This window comes from Streptomonospora litoralis (assembly GCF_004323735.1).
GTDB lineage: Bacteria > Actinomycetota > Actinomycetes > Streptosporangiales > Streptosporangiaceae > Streptomonospora > Streptomonospora litoralis.
The window spans coordinates 3,466,964-3,483,038 of sequence record NZ_CP036455.1; the positions used below are offsets into that span (position 1 = coordinate 3,466,964).

Annotated in this window: 15 protein-coding genes; 6 read left to right on the forward strand and 9 right to left on the reverse strand. The window is 71.8% G+C overall.

Annotated elements, in window-relative coordinates:
* Window positions 1–303: 303 nt before the first annotated feature.
* On the forward strand, window positions 304–1,488 hold the full coding sequence (locus EKD16_RS14755; RefSeq protein WP_131098915.1) for an EAL domain-containing protein: 1,185 nt from the start codon (window positions 304–306) through the stop codon (window positions 1,486–1,488).
* Between the two features lie 743 nt (window positions 1,489–2,231).
* On the opposite strand, the gene EKD16_RS14760 is transcribed toward EKD16_RS14755, so the two are convergent.
* Window positions 2,232–3,197 carry an SGNH/GDSL hydrolase family protein gene (locus EKD16_RS14760; RefSeq protein ID WP_394347277.1) on the reverse strand — a complete coding sequence of 322 codons (966 nt, stop codon included), beginning with the start codon at window positions 3,195–3,197 and terminating at the stop codon, window positions 2,232–2,234.
* A 265-nt stretch (window positions 3,198–3,462) separates the two neighbouring features.
* Here EKD16_RS14760 and EKD16_RS14765 point away from each other — a divergent pair, with 265 nt between their 5' ends.
* The 3 genes from EKD16_RS14765 (at window position 3,463) to EKD16_RS14775 (ending at window position 6,830) form a co-directional block, all read left to right on the forward strand.
* Window positions 3,463–3,909 (forward strand): SseB family protein, encoded by a 447-nt coding sequence (locus EKD16_RS14765; RefSeq protein ID WP_131098916.1) that lies wholly within the window; start codon window positions 3,463–3,465, stop codon window positions 3,907–3,909.
* Window positions 3,910–4,337: 428 nt separating this feature from the next.
* Complete coding sequence (locus EKD16_RS14770; protein ID WP_131098917.1) at window positions 4,338–6,506, forward strand: hypothetical protein; 2,169 nt, start codon at window positions 4,338–4,340, stop codon at window positions 6,504–6,506.
* Between the two features lie 45 nt (window positions 6,507–6,551).
* Window positions 6,552–6,830, forward strand: a complete 279-nt coding sequence (locus EKD16_RS14775) for a type II toxin-antitoxin system Phd/YefM family antitoxin (RefSeq protein ID WP_131098918.1) — start codon at window positions 6,552–6,554, stop codon at window positions 6,828–6,830.
* Window positions 6,831–6,995: 165 nt separating this feature from the next.
* On the opposite strand, the gene EKD16_RS14780 is transcribed toward EKD16_RS14775, so the two are convergent.
* Genes EKD16_RS14780 through EKD16_RS14815 form a run of 8 tightly spaced genes read right to left on the reverse strand, consistent with a single transcriptional unit; the run spans window position 6,996 to window position 13,677 of the window.
* Window positions 6,996–7,349, reverse strand: a complete 354-nt coding sequence (locus EKD16_RS14780) for a metal-sulfur cluster assembly factor (RefSeq protein WP_131098919.1) — start codon at window positions 7,347–7,349, stop codon at window positions 6,996–6,998.
* Entirely contained in the window at window positions 7,346–7,831 is a 486-nt protein-coding gene (sufU, locus tag EKD16_RS14785) for a Fe-S cluster assembly sulfur transfer protein SufU (RefSeq protein WP_131098920.1), read from the reverse strand. The genes EKD16_RS14780 and sufU overlap by 4 nt, the downstream gene beginning before the upstream one ends.
* A gap of 18 nt (window positions 7,832–7,849) precedes the next feature.
* Complete coding sequence (locus EKD16_RS14790; RefSeq protein ID WP_131098921.1) at window positions 7,850–9,139, reverse strand: cysteine desulfurase; 1,290 nt, start codon at window positions 9,137–9,139, stop codon at window positions 7,850–7,852.
* Window positions 9,136–9,903 (reverse strand): Fe-S cluster assembly ATPase SufC, encoded by a 768-nt coding sequence (sufC, locus tag EKD16_RS14795; protein WP_131098922.1) that lies wholly within the window; start codon window positions 9,901–9,903, stop codon window positions 9,136–9,138. Before sufC ends, EKD16_RS14790 begins: the two co-directional genes overlap by 4 nt.
* Window positions 9,904–9,910: 7 nt before the next feature.
* On the reverse strand, window positions 9,911–10,243 hold the full coding sequence (locus EKD16_RS14800) for a non-heme iron oxygenase ferredoxin subunit (RefSeq protein ID WP_131098923.1): 333 nt from the start codon (window positions 10,241–10,243) through the stop codon (window positions 9,911–9,913).
* A complete protein-coding gene (gene sufD, locus EKD16_RS14805) occupies window positions 10,236–11,405 on the reverse strand; it encodes a Fe-S cluster assembly protein SufD (protein ID WP_131098924.1) in 1,170 nt (389 codons plus the stop codon). Before sufD ends, EKD16_RS14800 begins: the two co-directional genes overlap by 8 nt.
* A 2-nt stretch (window positions 11,406–11,407) precedes the next feature.
* Window positions 11,408–12,820, reverse strand: coding sequence for a Fe-S cluster assembly protein SufB (sufB, locus tag EKD16_RS14810; RefSeq protein ID WP_131098925.1), 1,413 nt, complete (start codon window positions 12,818–12,820; stop codon window positions 11,408–11,410).
* On the reverse strand, window positions 12,820–13,677 hold the full coding sequence (locus EKD16_RS14815) for a helix-turn-helix transcriptional regulator (RefSeq protein WP_394347278.1): 858 nt from the start codon (window positions 13,675–13,677) through the stop codon (window positions 12,820–12,822). The genes sufB and EKD16_RS14815 overlap by 1 nt, the downstream gene beginning before the upstream one ends.
* Window positions 13,678–14,205: 528 nt before the next feature.
* Here EKD16_RS14815 and EKD16_RS14820 point away from each other — a divergent pair.
* On the forward strand, window positions 14,206–15,183 hold the full coding sequence (locus tag EKD16_RS14820) for an ABC transporter ATP-binding protein (protein WP_131098927.1): 978 nt from the start codon (window positions 14,206–14,208) through the stop codon (window positions 15,181–15,183).
* A complete protein-coding gene (locus EKD16_RS14825) occupies window positions 15,180–15,974 on the forward strand; it encodes an ABC transporter permease (RefSeq protein WP_131098928.1) in 795 nt (264 codons plus the stop codon). The genes EKD16_RS14820 and EKD16_RS14825 overlap by 4 nt, the downstream gene beginning before the upstream one ends.
* Window positions 15,975–16,075: the final 101 nt, after the last annotated feature.

Genomic DNA, 16,075 nt, shown 5'->3' on the forward strand with positions numbered 1-16,075 from the left:
TGCGGACAAGGCCCGGACGCCTTCGCGGCGATCCCCGGTGGGGAGGACACGCGCACGGCGACATCCCGTTATAGGATCCTCGCCGACCGGCGGCCGGGCCGGTCCGTCGGCCCGCCGAGCAGGTAACCGCTGGTCATGGCGCATCATGCGCCGGGGCGGGACGCTGACCGCGGATTCAACACCCGGGATGGCCGCGCTCGGGCGAATCGCTGACGTGAACGGCTCCCGTCATGCCGTGGAAGCCTGCCTGAATTCGGCTCGCGGGCTCCTGACAGGAAGATGCGGCTCCGTCAGGATTGACCTGTGTCCCTCCAGTCCCTGGCGTTGAGCGAAGTGCATCCCGAGCCCGGTGACCACAGCGAGGATGACGACGGTGCCGACGCAGCTCTTGCGTTCCGACCCGTCGTCGACCTCGACTCCGGCGCCGTGCTCGCCGTGGACGCCGACCTCAGAGGCGCCGACGGCCGCCGGCGGGCCGAGTGGTCCGCCGATCCCGCGTCGGTGGCCGAGCGGCTGTCCCGGCTCGTGCGCGGCGCGACCTCCCGCGAATCCCTCCTCCCCCTCGTACTGCCGATGCCGGCGCAGGCGCTGGCGACCGACCCGGAGATCCTGCACCGGTTCGAGGACACGCTGCGCCGGTGCGGGCGGAGGCCGCGCGACGTCACCGTCATGCTCGGCCCCGACCTGCCCCAGGTCCAGCGCGAGCCGCTGGTGCGCGGCATCGCGCGGCTGCGCGAACAGGGCTTCCGCTGTGCGCTGGGCACCGCCGCGGTGCCACCGGACCTGCTCTTGGAGACCAGCCCCTTCCTGTTGCGTCTGGACTCCGGGATCGTCGCGGGTCTGCCCGACGACGCGCGCCTGGCCTCGCTCGTCGACGGCCTGGCACGCATCGGCCACGGCGCGGGTGTCTTCTGCATGGCCGCGGGCGTCACCTCCGACCAGCAGGTGCACCGGCTGCGCGAGGCGGGGGTCCGCCTCGCGCAGGGGCCGCTGTTCGCCGATCAGGACTGGGCGCCGGGCGACCGGGTCGCGCCGGTACCCGCCACCTCCTTGGAGCCGGCGGGCGCGCACGGCGACTCCGGGCCGCCGGTCACCGAGTTCACGACTCCCCCGGTGGCCATGAACACCGAGGCCACGGCCGAGGAGGTGCTGGACACCTTCAGCGCCGACACCGCGCTGAACAGCGTGGTGCTGATCGACCACCGCGACCGCCCGGTCGCGGTCATCGACCGCGCCCGGTTCCTCCTGGCCGTCACCGGCCCCTACGGCCACGCCCTGCACGCCAAGCGCCCGGCCCACCGACTGGCCGACACCCCGCGCACCGTCCCGCGCAACTATCGCGCGATGGCCGCCCTGCGCGCCGCGGGAACCGACCGCGAGCGCGTCTACGACGACCTCATCACCGTCAACGAGTTCGGCCAGTGCACGGGCATCGTGCACGTCGGCGACCTGATCCAGAGCCTGGCGCGGGACGCCCAAAGCGGCTGACGGCGCATCGCCGAGGCGGTCCGGTCCCGCCCACGGCCGGACCTCCCCCCTATCGGGCGAGGGGTGGTCTGCGGGGGGCGGCGGCGAGGGCGGCAGTGGGCCGGGCCCGCGGTCATCGGGTCGGGTGCTCGCCGGTGGCGCAGCCGACGGGGCGGCGGGCACCGGCACTGTTCGCGGGCGGCGACCCGGCGCCGGTACGTCCGATATGCCGGTTCGTCCGGCGTCTGTCGTGAAGTTATGGCTGCGGGAAAGCGCATTCCGCGGCCATAACTTCACGACAGACGGGAGAAGCAGCGCCGAGTCTGTCTGTGGGGCTAGATTCGGCGCCGTCGGATCCACCCGGTGTTGCACCCACCGATTGAATCCACCGCCGGAATCCGGTGAAAACCGCGCGTTCGATGCGCCGACCGGCCCGCGGCGGCCGAACGCCGCCCCCGCCGCGCGCTCAACCGGCGGGCACCGGACCCGGTGACCGCAGGCCCCGCCCTTCGCCGTCCTCGCCGCCGCTGTTCCCCGTCAGACCGCCCGCCGCCCGGCAGACCAGCAAGACCGCACAGCAGACCCGATCCGCTCCGCCGGCCGCCGCCACCGGCGAGCACCCGAACCGGTGACCGCAGGGCCAGCCCACCGCCGCCCTCGCCGCCGCCTTCGCTTCAGAGCACCCGACACCCGGCAGACCGACAAGACCGCACAGCCAACCCGAGCCGCCCCGCACAGCAGACACTGGCGGGCCGCCCGGTCTGTCAGCCCCGGCGGATCTGGCGGACGCGGCTGTTCGACGGTGCCGGGCGGCGGGCGGCGCCGTCGCCGATGGAGGGGCCGTCGGCGCGGCCGGCTCCCGCGGAGTACTCGCTGCCGGCCTCGTCCGCCGCTTCGGCGGGTTCGGGGGCGGGCGCCAGCTCGGTCAGCTCCGGGCGCTTGGGCCGGCGCCCGTCGCCCGAGGAGCGGCCCAGGGCGCGCCGGCTCAGCCACGGCACGAGGTGCTCGCGGGCCCATCGCCAGTTCTCACGGCGGCGCAGGATGCGCGGCAGCCGCTCGGGCGGAGTGTCCCACGGACGCGACCAGGTCTCGGAGGGCCCCATCGGCACGCCCAGCAGTTCGGCGATCCGCGCGGCGACGATGCGGTGGCCCGCGGCGTTGAAGTGCAGGCGGTCCACACTCCAGGCGCGGGGGTCGTTGAGGGCGCCCATGGACCACAGATCGACGATGTCGCTGGCGGTGCGTTCGGCGACGGCGCGCAGGTGCATGCTGAACACGGCGATCCGGCCGCGGTAGACCCGCAGGAACGGGATCCAGCCGGTGTCGTGGCCGGAGAGGATCACCACGCGTATCCCGGCCTCGCGCAGCCGCGCAATGCCGGTCTCGAACTCCGCGGCCAGATCGTCGAGGTCGGTGTTGGGCCGCAGCACGTCGTTGCCGCCCGCGTGAACGGTGACCAGATCCGGCGCGAATCCCAGGGTCTGGTCCAGCTGCTCGCCGAAGATGTGCCGCATGCGGCGGCCGCGCACGGCCAGATTGGCGTAGCGGAACCCGGGCGCAGCGCCGCCCAGGTGCTCGGCCAGGCGGTCGGCGAACCCGCGGTACTCTCCCTGGGGCGAGAGGTCTTCGAGCCCCTCGGTCAGGCTGTCTCCGATGGCCACGTAGGAGCGGATGGCTGCGGGCCGCTGCGCCTGATCGCCCTCGGCGGGATTCGTCTCCAGGTCAGTCACATCAACCAATCATGCAGCTCGGCCACGTGCACCGGCACAAGGGCCCACGGCGACGCGCGAGGAGCTCGCGTACGGGTGCGCCCCTCAGCGACATCGACGGGTATGTGTCAACGGGGCGAGGCAAGGGTAGGGCCTGCCCGACAAGCATACCTCCGGGTACCACCGAGACGCCTGCACCCTGGGCCGATGGCCGGCGTCGGCCGGACCGTTCGAACGGGCACCGGAGGCATCCGACAGCACGAGCGCAAGGAGCCGTTGCATCCGCATGAGCAACAGCGACGCCACCCCGCAGAACAGCGAGCCCGAGTCCGGCGCGCAGTCCGCGGATTTCCCCGTCAACGAGGTCGAGCAGGCGCTGCAGGAGGCGCTGGACCAGTCCGGCGAGCAGTCCTCCCCCGATCCGGGGCCCGTCAGCGCCTTCATCACCGCGCTGCGTGAGGGCCAGGTGTGGGTTCCGCTGCCGCAGGGGTCGGGCACGCAGGACGACGGCTCGGTCGCGCTGCCCACCCTGGAGCTGGAGGGATCGCCGTTCATCCCGGCCTTCACCTCCGAGCAGCAGCTCGGGCTGCGCAGCGCCGAACTGCCTTACACGGTGCTGGCCACCCGGGAGCTGGCCGAGGCGATGCCGGACGGTGTGGGGCTGGCGCTCAACCCCGGCAATTCGGCGAGCGTGCCGATCTACCCGGACACCGTCTCCGTCCTGTCCCAGTGACGGCCTCCGTCCCGCCCGCGGACCGGCTCGCCGGAACCCGCGGGCGGGGCGGCTGTCGGCGCGCCGACTGCTCCGCCGTCCGACGTGTGTTCCGACCGACTGCAACGCGCTGACGTTACCCACGTCACATTTTCCGTCCATCACACCAAAACCGACATTCCACACCTGGCGTCTCGCCGCGGGAACAGAGCGCGGCGCGGCGGGCATCGTTCCTGCGTCCGGTCGGCGACCACTATTCAACCGCCGCGCTCGCACGTACGATCACCCGAAGGTGCGCCGCTCCCAGCCGCCGGACGCCGACTGCGGCCGCGGCGGCCGGGCACCCGGTCCCGGCCGAGTGGACGTACTGTGGTGCACGAACGTAATCGCCCGCGGACGGCGCCCTCTCGCCCGCGGGCCGGACGCCCGGAGGTCGAGGTCTGCAGCAGATGAACGCCGTCTCCCCGATCTGCCTCACCGACCTCGTCCCGGCCCTGCGCTGGAGCGATCCCGCGATGGTGGGGCCGGTGCTGTGGCACGCCCGCCTGATCGAGGGCTGGTGGAGTTCGCTGCCGATCGTCCGCGTCATGGACCTGGCCGGATCCACCTGGCTGTCGCACTCCCTGGCCCGGCTGGCCGCCGAGCAGTGGAGCCACCTGCAGCTGGGCGAATTCATCCCCTCGCTGCGCTCCGCCCACGTCGACCTCGACGACATCGCCGAGCCGGTGCGCGGCGCGCTCCTGGCCACCGCGGGCGGCTGGGACCGGCTCGTATCGGCCAGCCCGTCGGCGATCGCCGCCTGGGGGATGCCGGAGAGCTGCGGTCCCCTCGACCTGGTGAGCACCGCCGCGTGGCGCGCCCTGCAGCCCTTCTCCGACGAGCAGCAGCGCGGGGCCGCCCCTTCGCCCGCACTGATGGTCGAGGCCGTACGCACACTGGCGAACTGGATGCCGCAATCGGCGCCCGAACACGTACACAGCGCCCTGTCCTACCTCACCGCCGCCACGGGCGCGGGCCCGGCCGAAGCCCCGGCCGAGCCTGAGGATGCCACGCATGCGCAGAGCCCCGCGACCCGGGCCATCCGCACTCTGCGGGCGCTGCGCGCCCAGCGCGACGAGGAGGCGCGCGCCGCAGGCGGAGCCGCCCGAGAGCAGGACCTGCCGGACCACGAGTCGGCGGGCGCGCCCGCCGATGCGGCCGCTGAGGCGCAGCCGGAGCCCGGATCCGTCCGCAGCTCCCTGCTGGGCCCCGACGGCACGCTGCGCCGGCCCTCCTTCGGGCCGCCCAAGGGACAGGGCGGCGAGCAGCCAGCCCAGCAGCCGGCCGAGCTGGGCCGCCATCCACTGGTGGATCTGCTGGAGGAGTTCTTCCGCAACTGGACCGAAGTGGAGCGCAACGTCGCCGCCGAGCGGCTGTTCGCCTCCGACCCCATCAGCATCCGGCTGCTGGCCGACCAGCTCGGCGTGGACCTGCGGGAGATCCGCAACGCGCAGCGCACCGTGGAGGAGCGGCTGCTGCAGTGGCTCGGCTCGCCCGGCGGCGCCCCGCTGACCCGCCACATGCGCGAGCTCTCCGATCACCTGGGGTCGGCCGCCACCGTCGACCACCTCATCACCGCCCACACCGACCACCCGGTGGAGGTGCCCGCCCTCGGCACGCCGCTGTGGCGGGTCGTCATCACCCTCTTCACCGACCGCCGACTGCACAACGGCTGGCTGGTGGCCGACGATCCGCACCGGATGCGGTGGCAGACGCGGGAGATGCTGGGAGACGCGCCCAGCATCTCCGACGCCGCCATCCGCCTGGGGCGGCTCGGAATCCGCCAGCAGGCCGTGCGCGCGTGGCTGCTGAGCACGCCCGGGGTGACCATCCGCGAGGGCCACGTGCTGGTCGACCCCTCCATCCCGGTGGAGAACGCGCCGCCCGGCCCCGCCTACGGCACCCCGCCCGACCCCGGCCCCGAGGTCGACGGGAGCACCACCGCCAACGGCCTGCCCATCCGGCGCCGCCCCGGCGGCGAGGCACCCGCCGCCCCGGAGCAGACCGAGCAGCAGCCGCAGCCCGCGGCGCCGCAACCGCCTCGGGTGGCCGCCTCGGAGCGCTGCTTCCGCGCGCCCGACGGCCGCTGGTGGCACCGGGTGGACGTCTCCGGCGACCATCTGCAGGGCGCGCCGGTCACCGTCCCGCCCGGATACGCGACGCACCTGGGCCTGCAGCCGGGCCGGCTGCTGTGCCTCACCGCCCCCGGAGCCGACCTGCTGGTGCTGGTCTGGCGCGACCAGCCCGCCTTCGACTCGCTGCGCCCCCTGCTGCGGCGCCTCTCGGCGCAGGCGGGCGACCGCGTGTTCATCACCGTCAACGGCGACCGCCTGGACGCACGCCGACTGCCCGCCGCCGACCTGAGTTCACACAGCCCCACCAGCCGCGCGCTGCACCTGATCGGCTACACCGCACCCGCGGCCACCGAGGAGGCGCTGAAGATCATCGCGCGCCGTATCAGCGAGGACGGCGCCGACACCCGGGCCGCCGAACCGCAGTCCCTGCTGGACTCCCTCACCGAGCGCGGCGACACCGACATCGCCCAGGAATTGGGACCGGCACTCACTCCGGCGCACTGAGCAGTATGTAGACGCACGTCTGCACCGGCCGGGCTACCGTGAGTTATGCAGAACATCGGTATACGCGAACTGCAGCGGAACCCGCAATCGGTGATCCAGCAAGTTCTGGAGAGCCGCGACGAGTTCGAGATCACGGCAGACGGCCGTCCAACCGGTGTCCGGCTCGTCCCGGACCGGTACGAGAAACGACGCCGACTCTCCGGCTCCGACCTCATGGAGATCTCAGCTATGAGTCCGCTGGAGCCGGGCGACGCCGCGGCTTGGCGCGCGGACATCGAAAACGCGATGGACGACGAGGTCACAGACCCGTGGGAGCGGACGTGACGCTGCTCGACCTCGTACCTACTCCGGCCATCCGGTCGAGATCGTCTCTCCTGCACCGCCGAAGGACTGCGCGCATCGGGCGATACGAACGGGCCCCGCTGATCGTTCAGCGGGGCCCGCAACGGCTGCCGCAAGTGCGCCCTTCGACGGTGGATCGTCGCAGGCTCAGACGTTGAATCCGAGCATGCGCAGCTGGTCGCGGCCGTCCTCGGTGATCTTGTCCGGGCCCCACGGCGGCATCCAGACCCAGTTGATCTTGACCTCGCGCTCGAACTCGTCGAGCGCCGTGCTCGCCTGGTCCTCGATGACGTCGGTCAGCGGGCAGGCCGCGCTGGTCAGGGTCATGTCCAGGGTGATGACCCCGTCGTCCACGTTGACCCCGTAGAGCAGGCCGAGGTCGACGACGTTGACGCCCAGCTCGGGGTCGATGACGTCCTTCAGCGCCTCGCTGATCTCCTCGGCCAGCCCCTCGCCGCCGGAGGTCTCCGGCGCGGTGGCGGTGGTGTCCTGTTCGGTCATGAGGCGCCCTCCTTCTCCGTTTCCAGGGACTGGGCGGTCGCGTCCTTCCACGCCATCCAGGCGAGCAGGGCGCATTTGATACGGGCAGGGTATTTGGACACGCCGGCGAAGGCCACCGCATCCTCCAGTACGTCCTCGTCGGGTTCGGCCTGGCCCCTGGATTGCATGAGCTCGGTGAACTCGTCGAGCATGCGCATGCCCTCGTCCACGCTGCGCCCGATCAGCAGGTCGGTGAGCACCGAGGCGCTCGCCTGGCTGATCGAGCAGCCCATGCTGTCGTAGGAGACGTCCTGGACGGTGGCGTCGCCGTCGAGGCCGCCGCCTTCGGTGGCGGGCGCGAGCCGCACGCGCAGCGTCACCTCGTCCCCGCAGGTGGGGTTGATGTGGTGGGCCTCGCCGTCGTGCGGCTCCCGCAGCCCCTTGTTGTGCGGGTTGCGGTAGTGGTCCAGGATGATCTCCTGGTACATGGCGTCGAGCTGCATAGCGACCTGTGCCCCCTCCTAGCGTGCCGCCGGCGTGCCGAAGAACCGCTGAGCGAACTGGATCCCCTCGGCCAGCGCGTCGACCTCTGCGAACGTCGTGTACAGGTAGAACGTCGCCCGCGTGGTGGCCACCGTCTCGAAGCAGCGGTGCAGCGGCCAGGCGCAGTGGTGGCCCACCCGCGCCTCGACGCCGAGGTCGTCGAGGACCTGGCCGACGTCGTGCGGGTGGATGTCCTCGACCGTGAACGAGATCGCGCCCCCGCGGTCGTCGTTGTCCGCCGGACCGATGATGCGCACGCCGGGGAGCTCGCCGACCCGCTTCAGCGCGTACTCGGTCAGGGCCTGCTCGTGGGCCAGGACGTTGTCCATGCCCACGGCGCTGAGGTAGTCGCAGGCGGCGGCCAGCCCGACGGCCTGCGGCGCCATGGGCACCCCGGCCTCGAACCGCTGCGGCGGGTCGGCCCAGGTGGTGTGGTCCATGTAGACCACCCCGATCATCGACCCCCCGGAGATGAACGGCGGCATGGCCGCCAGCAGCTCCGGCCGCCCCCACAGCACCCCGATGCCGTTGGGCCCGAGCATCTTGTGCCCGGAGAAGGCCAGGAAGTCCACGCCCAGCTCGGTGACGTCGACCGGCATGTGCGGCACCGACTGCGCGGCGTCGACCAGCACCAGCGCGCCGTGCGCGTGGGCGCGCTCGGCGATGGCGGTGACCGGGTTGACCGTGCCCAGCACGTTGGACTGGTGGGTGAGCGCGACGAGCTTGGTGCGGTCGTTGATCAGCTCGTCGATGCCGCTCTGGTCCAGCCGGCCGTCGGGGGTCACCGGGAACCACCGCAGCGTCGCGCCGGTGCGCTGGCACAGCTGCTGCCAGGGCACCAGGTTGGCGTGGTGCTCCATCTCGGTGACCACGATCTCGTCGCCGGGCCCGACCGCGAAGCGGGCGTACTCGGGCCCGCTGGTGGCGGCGTTGCTCATGGCGTAGGCCACCAGGTTGATGGCCTCGGTCGCGTTCTTGGTGAACACCACCTCGTCCGAGCGGGCGCCCACGAACGACGCGATGGTGGCGCGGGCGCCCTCGTAGGCGTCGGTGGCCTCCTCGGCGAGCTGGTGCGCGCCGCGGTGCACCGCCGCGTTGTGGCGTTCGTAGAACTCCCGTTCGGCGTCGAGTACCTGCCGGGGCTTCTGCGAGGTCGCCCCGGAGTCGAGATACACCAGCGGGCGCGCGTCGCGGACGGTGCGGGCCAGGATCGGGAAGTCGGCCCGCACCGCCTCGACGTCGAGGCGCCCCAGCTCGCTCGTCGTCACTTCGCTGCGCCTGCCTTCACGAAACGCTCGTAGCCCTCGGACTCCAGGGTGTCCGCCAGCTCGGGTCCGCCGGACTCGGCGACGCGGCCGCCGGCGAACACGTGCACGTAGTCGGCCTGGATGTAGTTGAGGACCCGGGTGTAGTGGGTGATGAGCATGACGCCCATGTCGTTGGCGGCCCGCGCCCGGTTGATGCCGGAGGAGACGACCTTCAGGGCGTCGACGTCGAGACCGGAGTCGGTCTCGTCCAGGATGGCCATGCTCGGCTTGAGCAGCTCCAGCTGAAGGATCTCGTGGCGCTTCTTCTCGCCGCCGGAGAAGCCCTCGTTGACGCCGCGCGAGGCGAAGGAGGAGTCGATGGACAGGTTGCCCATGGTCTCCTGCAGCTCCTTGGAGAAGGCGCGGAGCTTGGGCGCCTCGCCGCGCACGGCGGTGACCGAGCTGCGCAGGAAGTTGGACATGGACACGCCCGGCACCTCGACGGGGTACTGCATGGCCAGGAACAGGCCGGCGCGCGCCCGCTCGTCGACGCTCATCTCCAGCACGTTCTCACCGTCGAGCAGGACCTCGCCCTCGGTGATCTCGTAGCGCGGGTGGCCCGCGATGGCGTAGGCGAGGGTGGACTTGCCGGAGCCGTTGGGGCCCATGATGGCGTGGGTCTCGCCGGAGTTGATGGTGAGGTCGACGCCCTTGAGGATCTCCTCGCGCTTCTCGGCGCCGATCAGCACGTCGGCGCGCACCCCGCGGATTTCGAACTTCGTCATGTGTGATTCAGCCTTTTGAACTCTGGGTGTCCAGCGAGACGAGGACGTCGTCGCCGTCGATCTGCACTGCGTAGGTGGCGACCGACTGGGTCGCCGGCGGGTTGATCGGCTTGCCCGAGCCGAGGTCGAAGCAGGACCCGTGCAGCCAGCACTCGATGGTCCCGTCCTCGACCTCGCCCTCGGACAGGTTCACCTCGGCGTGGGAGCAGATGTCGCTGATCGCGTACACCTCGCCCTCGCTGCGCACCACCGCCAGCGGGGTGCCGTCGATCTCCACGCCCAGCGCGCCCTCGTCTGGGACCTCGCTCAGCGAACACGCACGGGTGTATCCGTCACTCATGGAGGGCCAGCTTCTCCTCGACCTCGTCCATGATGCGGTCGCGCAGCTCGGGGATCTCGATGCGGCCGATGAGCTCCTGGAAGTACCCGCGGATGACCAGGCGCCGGGCCTCGTCGGCGGGAACGCCGCGCGACTGCAGGTAGAACAGGTGGATGTCGTCGAGCCGGCCGCTGGCGCTGGCGTGGCCGGCGCCCTCGACCTCTCCGGTGAAGATCTCCAGGTTGGGCACGGAGTCGACCCGGGTGCCGTCGGTCAGCACCAGGTTGCGGTTGTGCTCGTAGGAGTCGGTGCCGGAGGTGCCCTCGCCGATGATGACGTCGCCGATCCACACCGCGTGGGCGTCCTCCCCGCTGAGCGCGCCCTTGTACTCGACGCGGCTGCGGGTGTTGGACTCGTTGTGGTCGATCAGCGAGCGGTGCTCGTGGTGCTGGCCCTCGCCGGTGAAGTACAGGCCGTGCAGCTCGGCGTCGCCGCCGGTGCCCTTGTAGCGCACGCTGGGCGACAGCCGCACCAGGTCGCCGCCGAGGGTGACCACGAAGCTGCGGAAGCGGGCGTCGCGGTTCACCGTGGTGTAGTGGTGGGAAACCTGGACGGCGTCGTCGTCCCAGTCCTGCAGGCTGATCACCGTCAGCGAGGCGCCGTCCTCGACGACGAACTCGACGTTGTCGGCGTAGACGGCCGACCCGGCGTACTCCAGCACGACGGTCGCCGAGGAGTGCGGCTCCGCGCGGACCAGGATGTGGCCGTAGGCGTCGCCGTGCTCGGTGCCGGTGACCTTCACGAACACCGTCTCGTCCAGCTCGGTGTCCTTGGGCACGGTCACGACCGTGGCCGGGTTGAAGTCGGTGAAGCTCTCCCAGGCCAGGGCGCTGACGCGGTCGTTGGGCAGGAACGACGTGCCGAGCCGGGAGTCGTCGCGTCCGACGCGTTCGACGACGGCCCCCTCAGGGCCGGAGACCTCGACGGTGACCGTGCCGTCGGCGATCTCACGGCCCTGGTGCAGGCCGCGCAGGCGGCGCAGCGGAGTGAAGCGCCACTCCTCCTCGCGTCCGTTGGGCACGGGGAAGTTCGCGGATTCGAACGACCCGTGCACGTCCAGACGGGAGATGGGGACGTCTCCGCCGTGGGAGTGCTCCCGGATTCCGAGATTGGGGCTGGCCATGCTTAACCGACCGCTCCTTCCATCTGCAGCTCGATCAGCCGGTTGAGTTCCAGCGCGTATTCCATGGGGAGTTCGCGCGCGATGGGTTCGACGAACCCGCGGACGATCATCGCCATGGCCTCGTCCTCGTCGAGTCCCCGGCTCATCAGGTAGAAGAGCTGGTCCTCGCTGACCTTGGAGACGGTGGCCTCGTGGCCCATCTCCACGTCGTCCTCGCGGATGTCGTTGTAGGGGTATGTGTCCGAGCGGCTCTCGGTGTCGATGAGCAGCGCGTCGCACTTCACCGTGGACTTGGCGTGGTCGGCGCCCTCCTGCACCTGGACGAGTCCGCGGTAGGAGGCCCGGCCGCCTCCGCGCGCCACCGACTTGGAGACGATGGTCGAGGAGGTGTTGGGCGCGCAGTGCACCATCTTGGAGCCGGCGTCCTGGTGCTGGCCCTCGCCGGCGAAGGCCACCGAGAGGGTCTCGCCCTTGGCGTGCTCGCCCATCAGGTAGACCGCCGGGTACTTCATCGTCACCTGGGAGCCGATGTTGCCGTCGATCCACTCCATGGTGGCGCCCTCGTAGGCGACGGCGCGCTTGGTGACCAGGTTGTAGACGTTGTTCGACCAGTTCTGGATGGTCGTGTAGCGGCAGCGGGCGTTCTTCTTGACGACGATCTCGACGACCGCCGAGTGCAGCGAGTCGGTCTTGTAGATCGGCGCGGTGCAGCCCTCGACGTAGTGGACGTAGGCGCCCTCGTCGACGATGATCAGCGTCCGCTCGAACTGGCCCATGTTCTCGGTGTTGATGCGGAAGTAGGCCTGCAGCGGGATCTCGACGTGGACGTTCGGCGGCACGTAGATGAAGGACCCGCCGCTCCACACGGCGCTGTTGAGCGCGGAGAACTTGTTGTCACCGGGCGGGATGACCGTGCCGAAGTACTCCTGGAAGAGCTCCGGGTGCTCCCTCAGGGCGGTGTCGGTGTCGAGGAAGAGGACGCCCTGGGCCTCCAGGTCCTCGCGGATCTGGTGGTAGACGACTTCGGACTCGTACTGCGCGGCGACACCGGCGACCAGGCGCTGCTTCTCGGCCTCGGGGATACCGAGCTTGTCGTAGGTGTTCTTGATGTCCTCGGGCAGCTCCTCCCAGGAGGCGGCCTGCTGCTCGGTGGACCGCACGAAGTACTTGATGTTGTCGAAGTCGATCCCCGACAGATCGGCACCCCACTCGGGCAGCGGCTTCTTGCCGAACAGGCGCAGCGCCTTGAGGCGGAGCTTCTCCATCCACTCCGGCTCTTCCTTCTTGGCGGAGATGTCGCGGACGACCTCTTCGCTCAGGCCGCGCCGAGCGGAGGCACCGGCCTCGTCGGGGTCGGACCAGCCGTACTCGTAAGTGCCGAGCCCTTCGAGCTCGGGGTGCGCGGTAGACGTCATTACGCGGATCCTCCTGGACTCAGACGTCCTGCTTCTGGTGCGGCCCGTCCCTCCTTCGCCCGAGGACGGGCGGGCCTCTTCTCATCGGTGCGCGACGGCGCCCGGTCCCCGGCGGGACGGGGATCGGCCGCGGTGATGTCGCGCGGGGTGACGTGTGTGGTGCACACGCCGTCGCCGTGGGCGATGGTGGCCAACCGCCGCACCGGGGTCCCCAGCAGCCGCTCGAAGACCTCGACCTCGGCCTCGCACAGCTCGGGGAACTCCGTGGCGACGTGGGCCACCGGGCAGTGGTGCTGGCACAGCTGGTCGCCGCCGCCCGGAGCCGGGGCCTCGCCCGCCGAGGCCGCGTAGCCGTCGTTGGACAGCGCCTCGGCCAGCAGCCGGATGCGCTGCTGGGGCGGTGCGGCCGCCAGCATCGGGCGGTAGCGCCGCTCCAGGTCGGCGACCTGGCGCCGGGCGAACTCGGCCACGGCCTGGGATCCGGCCTTCTCGGCGAGGAACCGCAGTGCGCTGGCGGCGAGATCGTCGTAGCCGTGCACGAAGGCGTCGCGCCCGGCTTCGGTGATGGCGAACAGCCGCGCCGGGCGGCCGCGTCCGCGACGCCCGCGGGTACGGGAGTCGCGGGCCTCGACCATGCCCTCGCTCATCAGGTTGTCGAGATGGCGGCGGATGGCCGCCGGGGTGAGGCCCAACCGCTCGCCCAGAGTGGCGGCGGTGATGGGCCCGTGTTCGAGGATCAGCCGCGCGACGCGGGCGCGCGTGCCGTTCTCGGCGCCCCGCTCGGGGCCGTGCGCGACCGCGGCGGCGCCGGTTGCGGCGTCGGCCTCGGCCTGCTGACGGTTCCCCACGTTTTTCACAACATCAGTGTGGCGTAAATCCATCCCGGCAGGCAAACAGGGTTCGATGCCGTTTATCACGCAGGCCAGGCTTGCCTTGGCGGACTGGGGGCTGGGACCCCGTTCGCAGGTGCGGCGTGCGCTCGGCGGCAAGCTGGCTCACTCGCTGCGCGAGTTGCGCCCCATTGCCGCAGCCCACCCCCTCGGTGTGCCCGCCCCCTGCGCGTGGCCCAACCCCCTCGGGGCGCTTGAGCCTGTGCATGGCCGAACCCCCTCTGGTTGAGCAGCCCTGTACCGTGACCAAACCCCCTCAAGGTTCATGGAAATTCCATACGCCGTCAGACAAGGGTGTATCCGGGCACCCTCCGGGAACCATCACGGACCCGCCACCACAATGGCTGCGGCAATGGGTCGCAGTGAGCGCAGCGAGCGAGACAGCTTGCCGCCGAGCGTGCCGTGCGCTTCCAGCCGGGCTCCGCCACCACCGGCCCTTTGGGGGCGCCGGGGGCGGTGCGGGGTTCCCGCGACCCCGCCATAGACTCGGGGGCCATGGAGACAGCCGCGGTCCAGGCCACTGATCTGGTCAAGCGCTACGGCGCCACCACCGCCGTGGCGGGCCTTTCGTTCTCCGCGGCCCGCGGCGCGGTCACGGCGCTGCTCGGTCCCAACGGCGCAGGAAAGACCAGCACCGTCGAGACCTGCGAGGGCTTCCGGCGGGCCGACGGCGGCCGGGTGCGGGTGCTGGGGCTGGACCCCGCCGCCGACGCCGCCGCGCTGAAACCGCGCGTGGGCGTGATGCTGCAGTCGGGCGGCGTCCCCACCGGCGCCCGCGCCGGCGAGTGGCTGCGCCTGGTGGCCTCCTTCCACGCCCGCCCCGTACCGCCCGAGGCGCTGCTGGAGCGCCTGGGCCTGGTCTCCGCGGCGCAGACGCCGTTCCGGCGCCTCTCCGGCGGGCAGCAGCAGCGGCTCTCGCTGGCCGCGGCCGTGGTCGGGCGCCCCGAGCTCGTCTTCTTGGACGAGCCCACCGCCGGGCTGGACCCCCAGGCCCGACACGCCACCTGGGACCTCATCGCCGAACTGCGCGACTGCGGCGTCGGCGTCGTGCTGACGACCCACTACATGGAGGAGGCCGAGCGCCTCGCCGATCATGTGGTGATCATCGACCACGGGGGCACGGTGGCAGCGGGCGCCCCCGGCGAGCTGACCGACTCCCGCCAGGAGCTGCGCTTCTTCGCGGGCTCCGACCTGGACACCGCCGCGCTGGGCGCGGCCCTGCCCGACACCGCCCGCATCGAGCGGCGCGGCGGCGACGGGCCCGACCGCGGCACCGGCCGCGTCGGCGCACCGGCGCGCACCGAGTACGCCGTCACCGCCGAGGAGCCCTCGGGGGTGGGCCCGCAGCTGCTGGCCGCCGTGGGCGCCTGGTGCGCCGCCAACGGCGTGTCCCCCGAAGGGCTGCGCGTGCAGCGCCGCAGTCTGGAAGACGTCTTCCTCGAACTCACCGGCAAAGACCTGCGCGAATCATGATCGAACCACGCACCCGCACCGCCGACCTGTTCACGCCCGCACCCGGGGCCGCGCCCGTGCACCGGATGGTGGCCGCGCAGGCGGGCATGGAGCTGCGCATCATGCTGCGCAACGGCGAGCAGCTGCTGCTGACCATGGTGATTCCGCTCCTGCTGCTGGTGGGCTTCAGCGCGACCCCGGTGCTCGATCTGGGGCCGGGGCCGCGGGTGGGCTTCCTGGCGCCCGGAGTGCTGGCGCTGGCCGTACTCTCCACGGCTTTCACCGGCCAGGCCATCGGCACCGGGTTCGAGCGGCGCTACGGGGTCCTGAAGCGGCTGGGCGCCACCCCGCTGCCGCGCGGCGGCCTGCTCGCCGCCAAGACGCTGGCCGTGCTGGGTGTGCAGTCGGTGCAGTTCGCGCTCATCTGCGCGACCGCGGCGGCTCTGGGCTGGCGACCGCACCTCGGTGCCGCGTCCGCGCTCTACGCGCTGCTGCTGGTGCTGCTGGCCACGGCCTGCTTCAGCGCGCTGGCGCTGCTGATGGCCGGCACCCTGCGGGCCGAAGCCACCCTGGCCGCCGCCAACCTGGTCTACGTGGTGCTGCTGGGGCTGGGCGGGGTGGTCTTCCCCGCCGACCGCCTGCCCGAGGTCCTGCGCCCGGTGACCGAGGCGCTGCCCATCACCGCCCTGACCAGCGGTCTGCGCACCGTCCTCGCCGAGGGCGCGGCACCGCCGCTGTGGCCCGTGGCGGTGCTGGCGGCCTGGGCCGCGATCGCCGCGCTACTGGCGAGCCGGTTCTTCCGCTGGGAATGACGGCTGCTGCCGGTCGCCCGTTGGATGATCTTGGCGGGGCCGACGGCGAACGGCCGCGGGCCGCGGGCCTGTCGTTCGCGGCGCGCGCCACGGGCAAGCCC